Genomic DNA, 16,962 nt, shown 5'->3' on the forward strand with positions numbered 1-16,962 from the left:
AAAATTTATGATTAACCCTTTTGATATGGTGTTATTTGGTGGAGGCGGAGACCTTGCACTGCGCAAGTTACTACCGGCACTTTACCGAGCATTTAGAGAGGGCAGCTTGGTTGAGGGCTGTCGCATCCTTCCGGTGTGTCGCCGCCAGTCAGATGTTGATCAATATATCGATACAGCCCACCAGGCACTGCAAAAATATCTCCGTGAGGGTGAGTACAGTGCTTCGAGCTGGGACCAATTTAGCCAATTACTTTGTCCGATCGCACTGGATATCGCCGTACCGGATAGCCAGTGGGATCACCTGGCAGAAATTCTCGGTTCCGACTCAGAGCGGGTTCGTATTTTCTATTTGGCAATACCGCCCGCAGTATTTGGTCCCTGTTGTGAAAACCTCTCAGTAAAAGGCCTTATTACTGGAAATTCCAGAGTCGTAGTGGAAAAGCCACTGGGCTATAACGCCCAAACCTCTGATGAAATTAACAGTAAAATTGCCAGTTACTTCCCGGAAGATAGTATCTTCCGTATCGATCACTACCTGGGTAAAGAAACTGTCCAAAACCTTCTTGCACTGCGTTTTAGCAATGTATTGTTTGAGCATCTTTGGGATGCAAAAACCATTGATCATATCCAGATCAGTATTTCAGAAACCGTAGGCCTGGAAGGGCGTGCAGGTTTTTATGATGAAACTGGTGCTATGCGGGATATGGTGCAAAACCATCTGCTGCAACTGCTGTGCCTTATCGCCATGGAATCTCCCAACAGTATGTCGGCGAAGAATATCCGTGCAGAAAAAATTAAGGTGCTTGAGGCTTTGCGCCCGCTTACCGGAAACTTGGTCGATAAAAACGTTGTGCGTGGCCAGTATATAGCTGGGCAAATCAATGGCAATGATGTTCCTGGTTACCTCGATGAGCTCGACGGTGGAACCAGTTCAACCGAAACCTTCGTTGCCATTCGAGCGCATATCGATAGTTGGCGTTGGGCAGGGGTGCCGTTTTACTTGCGTACTGGTAAACGCATGGAAAAGCGCTGTGCCGAAATTGTAGTGCAGTACAAAAATGTTTCTCATCATGTGTACGATGAGTCAGCCGGAAAGATTGTTCCCAACCGTTTGGTTATTCGCTTACAGCCAGAAGAAAGTATCAAACTGGTTTTGATGGCGAAGAAAATGGACAGTCTCACCACCGAGTTGCAACCGGCTGAATTGAATTTAACCCTTTCTGATACTTACGACAGCTTCCGCAGCGACGCTTATAAGCGCCTGATGTTGGATGCTGCAGCAAATAATCCCGCGCTCTTTATCCACCGTGACGAAGTTGCCGCTGCCTGGGCGTGGGTGGATCCAATTATTGAGCATTGGCGCGAAACGGCTAATCAGCCGCAGCCCTATCCTGCAGGTAGCTGGGGGCCAGAAGAGGCAGAAAAACTGCTGTCACGCAGTGATCGTCATTGGTTTAACGCGCAGTAATAATCTGGAAAGCCGGCACAGCTATTAATTTTACCGCGCTGGTTTCCACTAAGAGAAATGGAAGAATCCATGGCTGAAGAAAAATTTTTCCAAGATCGCGAGCGTCTGGTGCAGGCTCTAGCCCACGATTGTGCTTGCGAACTGCAAAAAGGCATTAAAGAAAATAATCACGCAAGTTTCCTGGTATCTGGCGGCAGTACGCCGGAACCAGTATATCGCGAGCTATCCAAACGCCCGCTTCCGTGGTCACAAATTACAGCGGCTCTCGTTGATGAGCGCTGGGTAGAAAAAACCGAAAGCGGTAGTAACGCAGCTTTTATTGAAAAGTCGCTCTTACAGAACTTTGGAGCTGAAGCCAATTTCCTGGGTATGAAAAACTCACATGCAACAGCCTCTGAAGGTGAAGAAGCCTGTGAGCGCGCATATTGTGAGTTACAGAAACCGTTTGATGTTTGTCTGCTGGGTATGGGCAGTGACGGCCACACCGCATCACTATTCCCCCATGCACAGGGCTTACAGGATGCACTAAATCCTGAATCACAGAAGTTGTGCAAGGCAATTACTGCTAATCAAAGTGAAGTTACTGGCTCCAATACCGAGCGTATGACTTTGACTCTGAGTGCAATTTTGCAAGCGCGCAATATCAAGTTATTGATCACTGGCGAAGAGAAGCTAAAAGTTTATCGCGAGGCGTTGCTCGGCAGTGATGAGTTAGAAATGCCGGTGCGCAGTATTCTTAAGCAGGGGCTGAAACCAGTCACTGTTTACTGGGCGCCTTAACGAAAGATTTGGAATTATCTGATGCAGAAAAATATCGCCGAGATTTTGCAGGTAGCTGGCGTTGTCCCAGTACTGGTTGTAGATAAAGTTGAAGATGCCCTCCCTCTTGCCGGCGCTTTGATTGAAGGTGGCCTGAAAGTACTTGAGGTAACCCTGCGCACTGAGGCAGCCCTGGAAGTTGTTGAACAAATTGCAAAACACCTGCCGGAAGCCCATGTGGGAACTGGCACGGTGCTCAATGGTGATGATCTGCGTCGCTCTATCGAAGCCGGCGCCAGCTTTATGGTGAGCCCCGGCGCAACCGACCGTTTACTGGATGCTGCTGAAGGCAGTGAAGTACCGCTGCTGCCCGGTGCTGCCAGTGTTTCAGAAGTGATGCGCCTCTACGAGCGTGGTTATCGCTACCAGAAATTTTTCCCAGCCCAGGCGGCAGGGGGAGTGCCAATGCTGAAATCCATTGGCGGTCCGCTACAGGACGTTCGCTTTTGTCCCACCGGTGGTATAGGGCCTCAAAATGCCTCGGACTTTCTGGCTCTGAACAATGTGGTCTGTGTCGGTGGTTCCTGGATGGCGAGCAGCACTCTGGTTCGTGAAAAGAACTGGGCAGAGATTACTCGTCTGGCAAAACAAGCTGCGGAATTGAAATAACACACACTCGGTATGGTGCACTCGCAAGCGGGTGCCACTTGAAAAACCAGAAGCATATAAAGAGGGTAAAGCGAGATGAAAATTAAAATTGCCATTAATGGTTACGGTCGTATCGGTAGAAATGTCACCCGAGCTATCTATGAATCAGGCTACAGCGATCGTGTTCAATTGGTCGCGATTAATGATCTCGCTCCGGTAGCTTCTAATGCTCACCTTACTCGCTTCGATACTATTCACGGTCGCTTTGGTACAGACGTCAAAGTCGATGGTGATTCTCTGGTTATTGGTGGTGATCGAGTTCAGGTTTGCCAGGAGCGCGACCCTTCCAAATTGCCTTGGAAGCAATTGGGTGTGGATTTAGTCCTGGAGTGTACAGGCCGCTTTACCGATCGCGCTTCCGCTTCTGCCCATATTGAAGCCGGTGCCGCTGCAGTGCTGATTTCTGCACCCTCAAAAGATGCGGATCTCACAGTTGTTTACGGTGTAAACGACAGCAATCTCACTGCGGATCACCGTGTGGTATCCAATGCATCCTGCACTACCAACTGTCTGGCACCTGTAGCTCAAGCACTGCATCGTGAATTGGGTATTGAGCGCGGCTTTATGACCACCGTGCACGCCTATACCAACGACCAAAATACCCAAGATGCGGTGCACGCAGATATTTATCGTGCCCGTGCGGCGGCGGATAATATGATCCCTACCAAAACAGGTGCGGCTGCAGCGGTTGGTTTGGTATTGCCTGAGTTAAAAGGTCGCCTCGATGGTATGGCCGTCCGTGTACCGGTAAGCAATGTGTCTCTAGTGGACTGCCAGTTTATTGCCGGCCGTGACACCACCGCCGAAGAAGTTAACCGCATTATGCAGGAAGCTGCTCAGGCCAGTGGTGGTGTACTGACTTACTGCGATCAGCCCTTGGTATCTGTGGACTTCAATCACACCAGTGCCTCCAGTCACTTTGATGCGAATCACACCCGTGTGAATGGTAACTTGGTGAAGGTCATGGCCTGGTACGATAACGAGTGGGGCTTCTCCCACCGTATGTTGGATACCAGTCTGGCAATGGCTGAGTCACTTCAGTTGAAGCAGCCTGTTGCTGAATCCGCCTGATCCCCCCTCATTTACCATATTTTGGTAATTCAATTACTGAGGGCCATTAAATGGACATAGAATTCCTGTTTGATAGCCCTCTGAACCTCCTTCTCAAATTATTAGATGACGGGATCTTATGATTCGCCATACAAAAATCGTAGCAACCTTAGGCCCGGGTACGGACAAGCCTCGCGTAATTGATGAAATGATTCGCGCTGGGGTGAACGTTGTACGTCTGAACTTTTCTCACGGATCGGCGGAGGATCACCGACGCCGCGTTACAGAGGTGCGCAATGCCGCCGAAGCGCAGGGAAAAATTGTTGCGGTTTTGGGGGACTTGCAGGGGCCCAAAATCCGCATTGCCCGTTTTGCCAAGGGCAGTGTACAGCTTGAAAACAATGACGAATTTACCCTCGACCTGGATTGCCCGGTTGAAGGGGGAGATGAGCACCGCGTTGGAGTGGATTATCCAAGCCTGATCAGCGACTGCCAGTCCGGCAATATCCTGCTGTTGGATGACGGCAAGATTCGCCTTGAAGTAACGGGCACTACGCCAAGCAAGCTCTATTGCCGGGTTTTACAGGGCGGTAAGCTGTCGAATAACAAGGGCATCAACTTGTTGGGCGGCGGCCTGTCTGCACCGGCTCTGACAGAAAAAGACTACCGGGATATCAAGCTGGCAGCAGATCTCGAAGTGGATTTCCTCGCGGTCAGTTTTCCGCGCTGTGCAGAAGATCTGGATACGGCTCGCAAAGCCATGGCAGAGGCTGGTAGCCAAGCAGCGATTGTCGCCAAAGTTGAAAGGGCCGAAGCTGTTGCCGATGATGAGCAAATGGACAGCCTAATCCTGGCTTCCGATGCGATTATGGTAGCTCGAGGTGACCTGGGGGTAGAGATCGGTGATCCCGCTCTGGTCGGGGTGCAGAAAAAACTGATCAACCGCGCAAATGCTCTCAATCGTGCCGTAATCACTGCAACACAAATGATGGAGTCGATGATTACCAGCCCGACTCCCACCCGTGCTGAGGTGATGGATGTTGCCAATGCGGTGCTGGACGGTACCGATGCAGTTATGCTGTCGGCGGAAACAGCTGCAGGCGATTACCCGGTTGCCGCTGTGGAATCTATGAGTGAAGTGATTATCGGCGCTGAACAGTATTTGGGCAGTGTTCCCTACACTGCAGAGGACCACGGTTCTTCAGCTTTAATCGATACTGTAATTGCCCAGGCGGCGATTGATGTTGCAACGCGCGTGGAGAATCTCTGTGCTGTAGCCGCACTGACCGAGTCTGGCCGCACACCGAGAATGATGTCCCGTGCAAATACTCGCTTGCCGATCTATGCACTGACCCGGCACCCTAAGATCGCGCGCCAGCTGATGCTGTTACGGGGAGTAGAGACAGTGAGCTTTGATCCGGCTTCAGTTCCCCTGGGACATTTAACTGAAGCGGTTATCGAGGTATTAAGCTCTAGAATCGATTTGCAGAAAGGGCAGCGGGTACTTATTACCCAGGGGGAACGCCTCAATATGGGTGGGCATACCAACTCCATGCGGATCAAAGAGATCGAATAGGCTTTCTGAAAAAAGGCTCAGGCACCTGATCATGAGGTTACTGGGCCTACTTCAACCCATACCGTGCTTTATTGCAGTTCCAGGCAATCCCGTCCGCTGATTTCCCCGTTCACCCTGCTTGTAACTGGGATACCCTTGTGATGAGTGTCACAAATTTAAAGATCCAATTTCACAGCCTGCCAAACGCTATCCAATTAGTTACTTTTATCAATAACGGAATATTGATACTCGCTGTAGAGAAATTATCCAATTACGGTAAACAAATGAATAATAATTGTTCATAGAAATTGTATTGCGGGATATTTTTTTAATACGCGGGTACTATTTTTATTGGTTTATTAAAAATTAATCGATGATAGTTTTAGTCTAATTCTTCATTACTGAAGTTTTGATCACTGTTCCCGAAAGCTTCGCGACTCAGCTTAACACTTGCTATCTACCGTATTTACCTAATTTGCGGTAACCTCGCGAAGTAGATCTCAGTCCTATGTTTTATTTGGCGCCACCTAGATTCTTAATTTCTTAAGAGTGAAAAGGAAGATAAGAATCTAGTCGTTAGTATTCTTCTAGCACAGCAGCCCTTAAGCTCCCTTTTTTGGATAGAGAATGTTCTTCTCAGCGGCTTCGTTGTGTAATGGCGTGGTATTGGCTGGTCTTGCGATTTCGATTTTAATCGACGCCGACAAAGCTCGGAGGAATCACCAGTTGAAGTCTGGTTGACTTCAGCTTAAGGGTATTTTGCTCGAAAAATAGACGAAATCGAAAGCTTACCGGAGTTCTTTGGGGGTTCCCTAATGTTCGCGGGTGAGAGTTAACTGAATTAGGCCCCCACTAGGTCCAGATAGGCGTAAGTGTTTAAAGGATTATCATGCAGCTACGTGTTGAAAATAAGCAAGGCATCCAGTACGAAGTGAGAGTAGGGTGGACGTACCCGCAGGGGATTCCGATACAGGTCGATGCCGGCCACTTGCTTTCGATGTTCGACGATGCGGTTATTGAGAAAATTTACCAGCACTTTTTCAGCCTGGGAGGTAGCTCCTGCAATTTGCTCAGTACCAGTATTCAAGCGGGTACCTCGGGCGCAATCTTTCTGGGGCCCCTATCTGAGCCGCCCGGCTACTTGTCCTCTTCTGAACGAGAGATTTATCGCGCTTTAATCCAGAATCGACTGATTATTGAAGAAGCGCCAATGGCAGCTACCGTAATTGCGGAGAAACAGGCTGAGTTGATTGCCAAGATTCGTATCGGCCTACAGCAAATTATTGCCCAGGAGAGGGCAGAGGCGGCCCAAATCCAGCAGCAACATGAGAAGCGCTCAATGCTGGAAAAAGTGGGTGCCTATATTGAAAGTGGCGCGACCGGTTTTGGCAATGCCGCCTGGGGCTTGGCGGTATGGACAAAAGATGTGCTTGAAGTGGCGCAAATATTGAATCCTCTGCGCCAGCCGCATAGGTTGGGTGTTGCCACAGCAAATTACTTCTGGAATGGCAAAAGCTTCGCTGAATCCGGTCAGGAGTATGTCACAGATCTGCAAAAGGAAGTGGTGGATGTACTCGGTTTTGACCCTTCAAAGGTTACTCGGCAGCAATTGGATTTGGCATTCGACGTTGCTCAAATTATTTACGATGATCCGGCCCTGCGCGGGGTTATCTTCCGCTTTGCCCAGGATTATGTAAAAGCCCAACACAGTCTGGAAATTACCGAAATAGCCGGTGGCGGAACATTTGAAATTATCTTTACTATCGTCCTCGCAGCGATAACTGGGGGCGTCGGTGCAGCTGTATCTATGGTCAAAAATGCACGCTTACTGAGGTCCTTTAAGAAGATCGGTGAGCTGATGATGGAGCTCGCTAAACTGAAGAAGCTGCAACAGCGGGTACTTAAGAAAAGGGGCGGTAAAGCAAAAGGCGGCAGTGCAAGTTTCTCCGACCTGAGCTCTTCGGAGGTTACGGTGCCGCAAAGGTCCAGTGGACCGCCTTCGAGCAATTCCAGCTCTGCTACTTCTAATAGATCTAGCTCCAATCAAAGCAGCAGCATCGCCGATAGTAGTTCCGAAGGTGCAAACAGGTCTGTGCGAACAAATCCCTTAGATGGTGAAAATGTTAGATTTGCTTCTAATCTCGATGATGAAACCAACAATGTATATAATTCTCTGAATTCGCAGCGGGCACAGCTACTAGAAAATGGTGAGTTAAATAGACCATGGCAAAGGCGTAATGTTAGTGCTGCTAGTGGCCGCATAATAGAAGTTAATAGTGGTAGTCCAGCGGATGCGATAGATAACCAAACTCCCTGGACAAATTCAGTAAAATTAGGTAATGGTACAGTGGTTCGATATGATTCCGAAGGCTTTCCTGTATTTAATGATCACGTATTCATACATGAATCTTTGACTGCGAATACAGTTAAAATCAAATTAACGGGAAGTGACTTAGATGACTTTAGAGCAGCGGATGAGTTGGCTGGAATTAATAAAGCTTTTAGGGATGAACATGATTTAACATGGCATCATCATCAAGACTTAGGAGTGTTGCAACTTGTGCCTAGATCAATTCATGGACCTGTTACCCATACAGGAGGTGTGAGTCTTCATGATCAGTTTGTTAGACTGGGGCATTTGCCTGGGCCAGCATATGACCGCTAGATGGAGAGGAGAATTTTAGTGAAAATTTTTTCAATGTCTGAAAAGGCTTCCGAAGATTTGGTGTCTAAATTTGAGGGTGAGCTGGGGTATCAATTTCCAAGAGAGTATAGAAACTTTTTAATTGAGAATAATGTTTGCTCTGTAGATCCTTATGGATTTTTTTATAAACATACCTCAGAAATTGGTAGTGAAGATAGGCCAAAGGGAGAGCTTGGAATATTCTATGGATTCACTGAAAAAGAAGAGCGGCGTTTAGATTGGGTAAAAAAGGTCTATGTAGATAATTCCCGGATACCTAAAGGGTACTTCCCTATAGCGGTGGCCGGAGGAGGGAATAATCTTTGCATTGGTGTTGATGAAGCTAATTTTGGAAAAATTTACTTTTGGAATCATGAAGCTGAAGGCGCAAAGAATCTGAGGTGCCTTGCGAATAGCTTTAATGATTTCTTATGCTCTTTGAAATAGAATATTTAGTTGTTAATAATAACCCAGTCAGTCGATTGGGTTATTTTTTTGGTAGTCCACAATTTATTTTTCAGCAGTGAATGCCAAGCATCTATCCACCATATTTAAACATCAATAGTGCTTAATATTAAGTCAGGTTTTATCCAACTAATGCTCATTAAGATGTAGTCAAGAAAGTTTTCCAGTAAACTATCTTTACGACAGTTATTGTATATTCCCTTTACTTACATCGAGTTGGGAGAAGTTACAAAAAGCTATCTGCTTAAGGATGACGGCAGACTATCCTCGTATAATTCCAGCTCCAGCTCCAGCTCCAGCTCCAGCTCCAGCTCCAGCTCCAGCTCCAGCTCCAGCTCCAGCTCCAGCTCCAGCTCCAGCTCCAGCAGTAGTGGTTCCGGCAGTGGCTCCAACAACAGGATACACATGTCTAGACTCCTATAGATTACAGTCCTAAAAAGTGAAGTCAGAGAAATCTAGGGGACGCAAAGACTGGATAATAGTTTGAGCAAGAGAATGCCGGCTTCCGCCGTTATTGCAAAGGCCAGTTTATCGCAGGGGGAAAACACTTACTGCAAGCGACGCTAGGGATATGAAGCCAATGACCGCGAAACCATGGATCGGCAGGGCAAAGATAAACTCACCCATAACTATGATGCTACTGGCAACCGCATTGCCACGACTTTGCCCGCTCGTGAAGTCCTCAACTTCGCCTTCAACCCAGCAGGTCAATTCCAAAGCCTGTGCTGCCGCCCGGTGGGGGGGGGTAAGATCGATCAGCTGATTCGATGAGCAGGGCAGGGAGAGTCGGCGCCACCACGGTAATAGACTGGAAAGCCAGCGAGACCATTATCCCCAAGGGCGCCTGCAAAAGCTGAGCCTGGGCAAGGCCGGTGGTCCAGTGTCAGATCCGACCCAGGAATCTAACTCAATCCTGGAGCGCAGCTACCAGTACAATAAAGCTGGGCAGATTGCCAAAATCGAGGACAGCCTGCGCGGCACACATAGCTACCACTACGACGCCCTGGATCGCCTCACCCAGGTTGATGGGCCCAACCCCGAATATTTTGTGCACGACCCTGCCCACAATATTCTGGCCGCCGCTAGATCAGAAGATGAAGCCAAACAGCAGGCCAGTGCCACTCAAGTCAAGGGCAATCGCCTAGCCTTCCGTGGCGATACCCACTACCGCTACGATATCCACGGCAACCGTATCGCCGAGCTGCGCGGTAAAGGGCAGAAACTGCAAACCCGCTATCACTACAACAGCCGCCAGCAGTTGGTGCGGGTTGAAAAGCTCAAGGTGGAAGAGGGGAGCGAACAGCTTCAACAAGAGATTCACTACCAGTACGACCCGCTGGGCCGTCGTATTGGTAAGGTAACTAACAGTGAACAAACCAGCTTCCTCTGGGATGGGGATGTTCTGCTTCGCGAAAACAAAGCTGATATCCACACCCAACAAGATCTGAATACTCGGACTTACTATTTTGAACCGGGGACTTTCAAACCGGTTGCACTGAAAGAAGATGAGCAGGTATACCACTACCATCTGGATCATCTGGGAACGCCTGATACCCTTACCAATCAGGAAGGTGAGGTGGTTTGGAGTGTTGCTTATAAGAGCTATGGCAATATTGCGTTAGCCCATAAAAATCAGATTGAGCAGTCTATTCGCTTCCAAGGGCAGTACTTCGATGAAGAGACTGGGCTGCACTACAATCGGTTTAGGTTCTATGATCCTGAGGTCGGAGAGTTTACTCAGCAAGATCCGGTGGGGCTTTTAGGTGGTGAAAATAACTACCGGTACGCGCCTAACCCAGTTCGGTGGGTCGATCCTTTAGGTTTAGTTTGTAAGGAAGTTGTTGAAACTAAATCTATGGAGAAACTTAAAAATAGAGGATATGAAGGTGTTGTTGTCACTGAAAAAGGTGGTTTAGATTATACAAGTAGTAATGCTCTATATTCTAAAGAGGGGAAGGTCTCTATTGTCCGGATAGAGTATTCTGGAGACTATTTAACAGATTTTGAGATGGCAAGCAGAGAAGCACTTGGCCAAAAGTCAACGCCTAAAGACTATGTCTGGCACCACCTTGATGACTATGATCCTGAAACAAATACCGGAACAATGCAGTTAGTTGAAAAGCGAGCACACACTGGTATTTCGCATAATGGTGGCGTATCGCAGTATAAGGCAGCGACTGGAAATTCATATACATTTAAAACTTGGTAAAATGATTAAGTTAAGCGATTGTTCAGAGTCGGTTTCTCATAAAGAATTACAGAGTATTTTATCTCAGGTGCCGTTTACTCTGCCTGAGAGCTTCTTGAAGCTCTATGAGTCATATAATGGCGGAATTCCAGATAAAACGGAAGTAAGAGGGGGGAGGAATATTTTTCCTGTACACCAATTTTATGATTGGTCTGATATTCTTTTTTTTAAAAGTGATCTAGATTCTTACTCCGTACCCAGTAGTTTAGATTCGAATAAGGTGTTGCCATTTGCATGTGATCAAGGCGGTAATGTTTATTCATTATATTTTGATAAGCAGCTCCCTAGAGTAATTTTTTATACTACGAGTGACGAGATGCTGGTGTGGGGGGAGTGGGATACCTTTAGTTGTTTTTTAGAGTGCTTTCAATAGTACTCGAAGCTTTGGAGAGGTAGTATCTGATCCGTGTAGGAACATTAAGATACAGCAATCCTGGACATCCAAAGAATGGAGTATCGGAAGCTAGACAAGAATTTTTATACCACTACTTGGTAGCTGGTATATCTTTATAAAATAGATGGCAATTTGGTGTTAAAAGATTTTTTGGGGAGTCCGTAGGGAATTAGGGAGGAGTAGAGTTAGGGCGATGTAATCTAGGGCAGCTGATAAGTGGGTTTCTATAATTTAGCAGGGGATGGGGCTAAGAAAGCGCTGGCAATCGTGCAGCCCGTGTACCCAGCGTTTATTTTGCTACGCACAGACCTGAGGTACCGCTTCCGCCGAGCCCACCAAGCGTTTAAAGTGGTTTTCAAAATTGCGGTTTAGATAGAGCTACTGTTTTGGCGAAATACCCAGCCGCTTGAGGACAGGTGGAATGTTCTCGATTACAAGTTGTCGACCCCAGAAATTTAGTTATTACAAAAGACCGTGACACCCATGAGCTTGTACATACAATGACTACGAGTAACCCAGGTAATAAATGGAAGGGGCCTATAAAAGAGAAAGATGCTTTAGACATTGATGATTCTTATTACCCTATGGCTCCGAGGGATTAATAATCATGAGTTCCGCAGCACTAATTTATAGTTTGATAGGATTAGGTGATACGCCCACCAAATTTGCATTTGGTGAGCTGAAGCATAGATGTTGTTCAATAATGAATAATCTCGCTCCCCCCTCTTGCAATTATCCGCCAGCATTCTCTTTTATTTGGAAGGGGTCGGGTAGCTCGGCCATGTACGGCTTTTGGAAACATTGGCTAAACGATAGGCAATCTACGTATGTAAGAATGTCTCCAGAAAATAGTTATCGTGTTGCAGAATATGGTCGGAGTTACAATCAGTTAGTTAGTGTTATTTTATTACAAGAAATTTGTCCTGCTGAAGGCATAGATGATGATATTTACGATTTTGCTAATACAAACAAGATTGAAAATCTCGAAAAGATAGATGAAATATCTCTTGAAAGTGGGGATGATGTGAGTGGCTTGCTGAATTTAGACTCGTTTATCTCTACGCCTCCCTTATGCTGTGAACCACAGAGTTACAATGGGGATTTTCCTTCAGCTAGTATGCAAATGAAAGCGGAAAGGATACGTAAAAGTTGTACTTTGGAATACTCGCCTGAGGGTATTGAAAAGATACTAGAACTTGATATTGCTCCTGACTGGTTTAAGACTGTTGATCAGGAGCCATTGTTTTATCAATTACTTTCTAAAGGAGATATGGCTGGAGCTTGGATGTGCTTAAACTCAAATGGTTGGAGGCTTAAAGACGCAACAAAAGCAATTAAGGCGCTGGCAGAAAAATCTAGTGATGATAACTTTAGAGAGTTTGCGGAGCTTTGGTCTTCCTGTGAGCGAGATAGTAGTTACGAATACTGAAAGTATAGAGCGCCACTAAAATAGCTGGACACCCACAGTTTGCAAAAGGTTTCTGACCTTATTGTCAGCACTATAACTAATGCAATTTCTCACGGGTTTAGCGATTAGGGATAATGAAATACCGAAAATTTAATACTTGATGCTCATTTTTCGTAGTTTTGGATAAAAGCTGGAAGAGGTGGTTTCAAGAGATTGTATTGAAAATAGCAGGGTATCGTAGAAAGTAAGTGCCGACAGTCACTGATGTCGTGTACCCAGCGTTTATTGAACTAAGTATAGGCTTGCTGTACTGCCTCGACTGACCCTACCAAGCCTTTAAAGCGGCTTTCAAAGTTTCGATTGAGGTGGAGCCTGTGTTTTGGTGAGATACCCTGCCGCTTGAGGATGGGTGGAGTGTTCTCGGCAATACAACCCCGTTTTCTTGGACCAAAATTTCGGCCTCTCCAGTCCACCAGCTCCAAATAATGATCTAACTGAAAGGGCAGCCCTTTTGACCTGTTCAGACGCTCGCGGCCTCTGATTGGCAGAAGCATTTTAGGTTGTCGACCTGAGATTGCTGCGCGAATACGTTGTTGAACCGAAGTGTGGTCAGACTCTTCTGGGGCTTTCGGCAGGGATAGGGTTGAGATCGATATAGGCTATACAGGCGGTAATGGCTCTTGATACGACCTTCCCAGAAACAGCCTGTACAGTTATCTTCAGCGGGCGATAGATTCGTTTAAACAGCGCATAAACCTGCTGATATCCGTTAAGTGTTCCCGCTATTGGGACAAGAATTCTTTTAGTCTGTTTACTTCGGCGTGATCGAGGGTATCGCCTTGAATATAGCGCTGGGCAAAGCTAGAGGCTTTGAAGAGCTTTTGCCTCTACGACCACTTATCATCACATTCTGTGTCGATGTATAGCATTATGTGGTAGTGATTACTTATTACTGCATAGGCAGCAATATCTAGCGCAAACGCCTCGACCAACTTATGCATATGGCTTTCAATCCATTCGTGTCGATGCTCGTAATCTTTTCCGGATTCAGCATCTCTGACACAAAGAAATGCACGCAGCACACAGATGGCAACACTTAAAGATAGAAAAGTATAAGGAAGGAAAAACTTGTAACCTGAATTTGACCTGATGAGGCACCTTTTTAAAAGCTGATAACTGTCATAACAAGTCTGAACTACTACATTTTATACAGACCCTTTAAGTCGATTTAAAGTCTCCGCTGCCCCCAAGTAATAAAGCAGCTTAGTGTGTCCCTGCCAAACAGTTTTGATGCCAGGCTCACCACCGCTTCTTCGCCCTAGAAAGCCTCCAGTTTCTACCTGCATACGATTTATATCTTTCATTTTGGAGGTTAATTTGGTGAGGAATTTTTACCCATGCCATATGCCACTCTTTTCAGAGTAGACATTCGTCCATAGCTCATCAATTCATTCTTTTCAGATTAAAATAGTAATCCAACTGAGAGGGTGGGTTGTCAAGCTGTTCAAGTCTTAGTCGTCTGTGAGAGATTTCTCTCTAGTATATTTGTAAAAAAATAACTCTGTATTTCATATGGTGTTACTTATGTTAGCAATCTAGGCTTTTGTAGCTTATTGGTCTCTCTTCCTAGAGCAATGATGAGAGATGGTATACCTTTCATCTCAAATTTTAACCAAAAAAATTTAAATAAAGAGTTTGCTAGGTGTGCTTGACTGTATGATGGTTGCAATAGTCAATAATGTTGTCTTTTATCTGTAATAGAACTTTTTTTCACGCGAAATTGAGTCTCAGTTTCTCGAAGGCTACATAATCATTTTTTGTGAGATTGTTCATCAGGTTTTAAATCCATTTACTCCTGGCTTGAAATGTGGATGAAAAATTCCTCAATTGAGATTTTGTGGTTTTTTTGGGTTTTGTATGACGCTTGTTTCGCAGTCCATAGTTTTTTTACTTGTCTTGATTACGGTTTTGCTCGAATGAGAGGATGGTAATGAGGATTGGATTTTAGTCGCTTACATAGATTTTATTTTCGTTGATCTAATTTTATTTATCTGCAACCATTAAAAGCAGGTGGGTTTTATTTGAAAAGAATAATCTTAAATTTGTGACCGCATCTTGATGGTGTGGTCAAAAAAATAGATTCTCCAACCTTTGATCGATAAGGAATGTGATGAAAACTGTTCAGTTTGGAAAAGTAATAATTCATAAAAAAGAACAAGCCAGTGGTAATGAGGCGATCCTTTACGCACATGGTTCATTTGATAACGGCTCTTTTGGTAAGACTGAATTGCCAGAGAATTTGGCTCTATACTTCTACTCATTTCATGGTTCGGCGTCTTCTGATCATGCAGTCAGGAGTTTGACAAAAACAGGTAAGCCTGCCAATGAGGAAAATAGTAAAGAAAAATTTGGAACTTTAGAGTTCCTAAATATGGGGTCAGGAAAAGTTCACTCGATAGCTGGTGGTGGTGCGAGTATTTATAATTATAATCTCTCATATAATGAAAAAAGCCCTGGTCATGTGGATAATATTAAGAAGGCTTGGCAAAGTGGTCTTCATGATCATGATTTGATTTTGGTTGAAGAGGGGGCCCATATTCATTTAGATGATGTTCTAAAAGTCATTACTGAAAATAAGCTAGGTTATAACAAGCTTCACTTTACCGCCTGCCGCTCGCCGAGCAGCGGAAATGATCTTAGCTCTCAAAAACAGTGGGGTTAATTTAGAGTAGAGTGTTGACTCTAGTTTAAAAACTGTAGAATTTATAAAGGCCACTTACCTTCATGGCCACAGAAGGTAAGTGGCCTTTGTTATTTGTGATTGGCCTTTTGAATTAGGTGCTCTAGTGGTTGGAATATCTTTTTATTGTTAGCCCCAGTTGGTGCGAGCTGTTTTTGCTATGATGTATCATAAAAAATATAACTGTCCGCTTTGTTGAAATAAAATTCGGTATTTTTTATTGGAATTTTACCTGTCAGTAATTTCAGGTTCCTCAACTTTTTGTTCGCATTTTTAAGTGAGTTGCACCTTGTGTTTTCCGTGAAAAAATTTCATATGTAACTAATTTAAGGGAAAAATGTATCTGTATTTTGTTTTTTGGGGTTTTTATTTTTTTATATTTACATTTTTTTGTTGAACGTTACGCCTTGTTAAAGAGTTTGGTGTCATTATCATAAATTTAAGAATTGGTGCTATTGACAAAAGTTTATGGAAGCGTGGAAAGTTGGCGGGCTCTTATGGGAGTGTAAATAAATAATAAAATTAAGGCTTAGGCTATGAGAAAGACTGTTTCCAATATCTCGATAAAAACTGCTCTATCATTGTGCATACTTGCTTCATCAACTATAGGTTTTGCTCAGAGTGTTTCTTCGGTTGAGGCTGCCAACAATAGCGTTGGGCTAAAGCGCTGCGGTACAGACCACCCATCAATTCAGGAAGCTGCATTAAAAGAGCAGCATTTTTCTACTCTGCGTGGTATATCAAGTGATAGAAGTGTGGCACACACATTGCGGCCCGCAGGTTCTGTAGAAGTTGATGTTTACTTTCATGTAATTACTGACTCAGCTAATAATGGAGCGCTTTCTAATAGTGAGATTAATGCGCAAATGGATGTGTTGAATGATGCTTACGCAAATACTCCATTTACTTTTAATTTAGTTTCAACCACTGTTACAGCAAATAATTCTTGGTATAACGTTGGTTACAATTCATCGGCTGAGCAGTCAATGAAATCTTCCTTGCGAGTTGGCGATGCCGGGGATTTGAATATCTATGTAGCTGAAATTAGTGACGGCCTACTTGGATGGGCTACATTCCCAAGTAGTTACTCCTCTGATCCACTTGATGATGGTGTAGTAATTTTAACTGGTTCTGTGCCTGGAGGTGATGCTGCGCCCTACAATGAGGGGGACACCTTAACTCACGAGGTTGGCCACTGGTTGGGTCTTTATCATACGTTCCAAGGTGGATGTTTTGGCCGGGGGGACTACGTCTCAGATACTCCTGCGGAGAGATCGGCTGCTTATGGCTGCCCTGTTGGTCGGGATACCTGTACCAGGGGAAGAAATGCTGAAGGGGAAGATCCGGTAACTAACTTTATGGATTATACTGATGATAGCTGTATGTACGAGTTCACTGAAGGTCAAGCCACTCGCGCGGATGAACAAAGCGCGACTTATCGTGGTCTTTAATGGTTAAGGGGGGCTTGCCCCCCTTCTTTAATT

Annotated in this window: 14 protein-coding genes; 12 read left to right on the forward strand and 2 right to left on the reverse strand. The window is 45.3% G+C overall.

Annotated features, from left to right (window positions below; genetic code table 11):
• Window positions 1-7: 7 nt before the first annotated feature.
• The 7 genes from zwf (at window position 8) to ACJJIZ_RS07335 (ending at window position 8,670) form a co-directional block, all read left to right on the forward strand.
• On the forward strand, window positions 8-1,468 hold the full coding sequence (zwf, locus tag ACJJIZ_RS07305; protein WP_444915689.1) for a glucose-6-phosphate dehydrogenase: 1,461 nt from the start codon (window positions 8-10) through the stop codon (window positions 1,466-1,468).
• A 69-nt stretch (window positions 1,469-1,537) separates the two neighbouring features.
• Window positions 1,538-2,248 (forward strand): 6-phosphogluconolactonase, encoded by a 711-nt coding sequence (gene pgl / locus ACJJIZ_RS07310; RefSeq protein ID WP_444915690.1) that lies wholly within the window; start codon window positions 1,538-1,540, stop codon window positions 2,246-2,248.
• Window positions 2,249-2,269: 21 nt separating this feature from the next.
• Window positions 2,270-2,896, forward strand: a complete 627-nt coding sequence (locus tag ACJJIZ_RS07315; RefSeq protein ID WP_444915691.1) for a bifunctional 4-hydroxy-2-oxoglutarate aldolase/2-dehydro-3-deoxy-phosphogluconate aldolase — start codon at window positions 2,270-2,272, stop codon at window positions 2,894-2,896.
• 75 nt (window positions 2,897-2,971) lie between these two features.
• The gene (gene gap, locus ACJJIZ_RS07320) at window positions 2,972-4,006 is read left to right on the forward strand and encodes a type I glyceraldehyde-3-phosphate dehydrogenase (RefSeq protein WP_444915692.1); all 1,035 of its coding nucleotides are present in this window, start codon (window positions 2,972-2,974) and stop codon (window positions 4,004-4,006) included.
• 118 nt (window positions 4,007-4,124) lie between these two features.
• Window positions 4,125-5,561 carry a pyruvate kinase gene (gene pyk / locus ACJJIZ_RS07325; RefSeq protein ID WP_444907446.1) on the forward strand — a complete coding sequence of 479 codons (1,437 nt, stop codon included), beginning with the start codon at window positions 4,125-4,127 and terminating at the stop codon, window positions 5,559-5,561.
• A gap of 868 nt (window positions 5,562-6,429) precedes the next feature.
• Window positions 6,430-8,205 carry an HNH endonuclease gene (locus ACJJIZ_RS07330; RefSeq protein ID WP_444915693.1) on the forward strand — a complete coding sequence of 592 codons (1,776 nt, stop codon included), beginning with the start codon at window positions 6,430-6,432 and terminating at the stop codon, window positions 8,203-8,205.
• A gap of 18 nt (window positions 8,206-8,223) precedes the next feature.
• Complete coding sequence (locus ACJJIZ_RS07335) at window positions 8,224-8,670, forward strand: SMI1/KNR4 family protein (RefSeq protein ID WP_444915694.1); 447 nt, start codon at window positions 8,224-8,226, stop codon at window positions 8,668-8,670.
• Window positions 8,671-8,924: 254 nt separating this feature from the next.
• Here ACJJIZ_RS07335 and ACJJIZ_RS07340 read toward each other — a convergent pair whose 3' ends face one another.
• Window positions 8,925-9,095 carry a hypothetical protein gene (locus ACJJIZ_RS07340; RefSeq protein ID WP_444915695.1) on the reverse strand — a complete coding sequence of 57 codons (171 nt, stop codon included), beginning with the start codon at window positions 9,093-9,095 and terminating at the stop codon, window positions 8,925-8,927.
• A gap of 473 nt (window positions 9,096-9,568) precedes the next feature.
• Here ACJJIZ_RS07340 and ACJJIZ_RS07345 point away from each other — a divergent pair, with 473 nt between their 5' ends.
• From ACJJIZ_RS07345 to ACJJIZ_RS07355, 3 genes are all read left to right on the forward strand, one after another.
• Window positions 9,569-10,897 carry an RHS repeat-associated core domain-containing protein gene (locus ACJJIZ_RS07345; RefSeq protein ID WP_444915696.1) on the forward strand — a complete coding sequence of 443 codons (1,329 nt, stop codon included), beginning with the start codon at window positions 9,569-9,571 and terminating at the stop codon, window positions 10,895-10,897.
• A 1-nt stretch (window position 10,898) separates the two neighbouring features.
• Window positions 10,899-11,309, forward strand: a complete 411-nt coding sequence (locus ACJJIZ_RS07350) for an SMI1/KNR4 family protein (RefSeq protein WP_444915697.1) — start codon at window positions 10,899-10,901, stop codon at window positions 11,307-11,309.
• A 628-nt stretch (window positions 11,310-11,937) separates the two neighbouring features.
• Window positions 11,938-12,759: a hypothetical protein gene (locus ACJJIZ_RS07355; RefSeq protein WP_444915698.1), complete on the forward strand. Its 822-nt coding sequence runs from the start codon at window positions 11,938-11,940 to the stop codon at window positions 12,757-12,759.
• Window positions 12,760-13,943: 1,184 nt separating this feature from the next.
• Here ACJJIZ_RS07355 and ACJJIZ_RS07360 read toward each other — a convergent pair.
• A complete protein-coding gene (locus tag ACJJIZ_RS07360) occupies window positions 13,944-14,102 on the reverse strand; it encodes a hypothetical protein (protein ID WP_444915699.1) in 159 nt (52 codons plus the stop codon).
• An 806-nt stretch (window positions 14,103-14,908) separates the two neighbouring features.
• Here ACJJIZ_RS07360 and ACJJIZ_RS07365 point away from each other — a divergent pair.
• Window positions 14,909-15,460: a putative adhesin gene (locus tag ACJJIZ_RS07365; protein WP_444915700.1), complete on the forward strand. Its 552-nt coding sequence runs from the start codon at window positions 14,909-14,911 to the stop codon at window positions 15,458-15,460.
• A 554-nt stretch (window positions 15,461-16,014) separates the two neighbouring features.
• A complete protein-coding gene (locus tag ACJJIZ_RS07370; protein WP_444915701.1) occupies window positions 16,015-16,929 on the forward strand; it encodes a zinc metalloprotease in 915 nt (304 codons plus the stop codon).
• The last annotated feature ends 33 nt before the right edge of the window (window positions 16,930-16,962 follow it).

This window comes from Microbulbifer maximicatervae (SeqCode), from assembly GCF_052467225.1.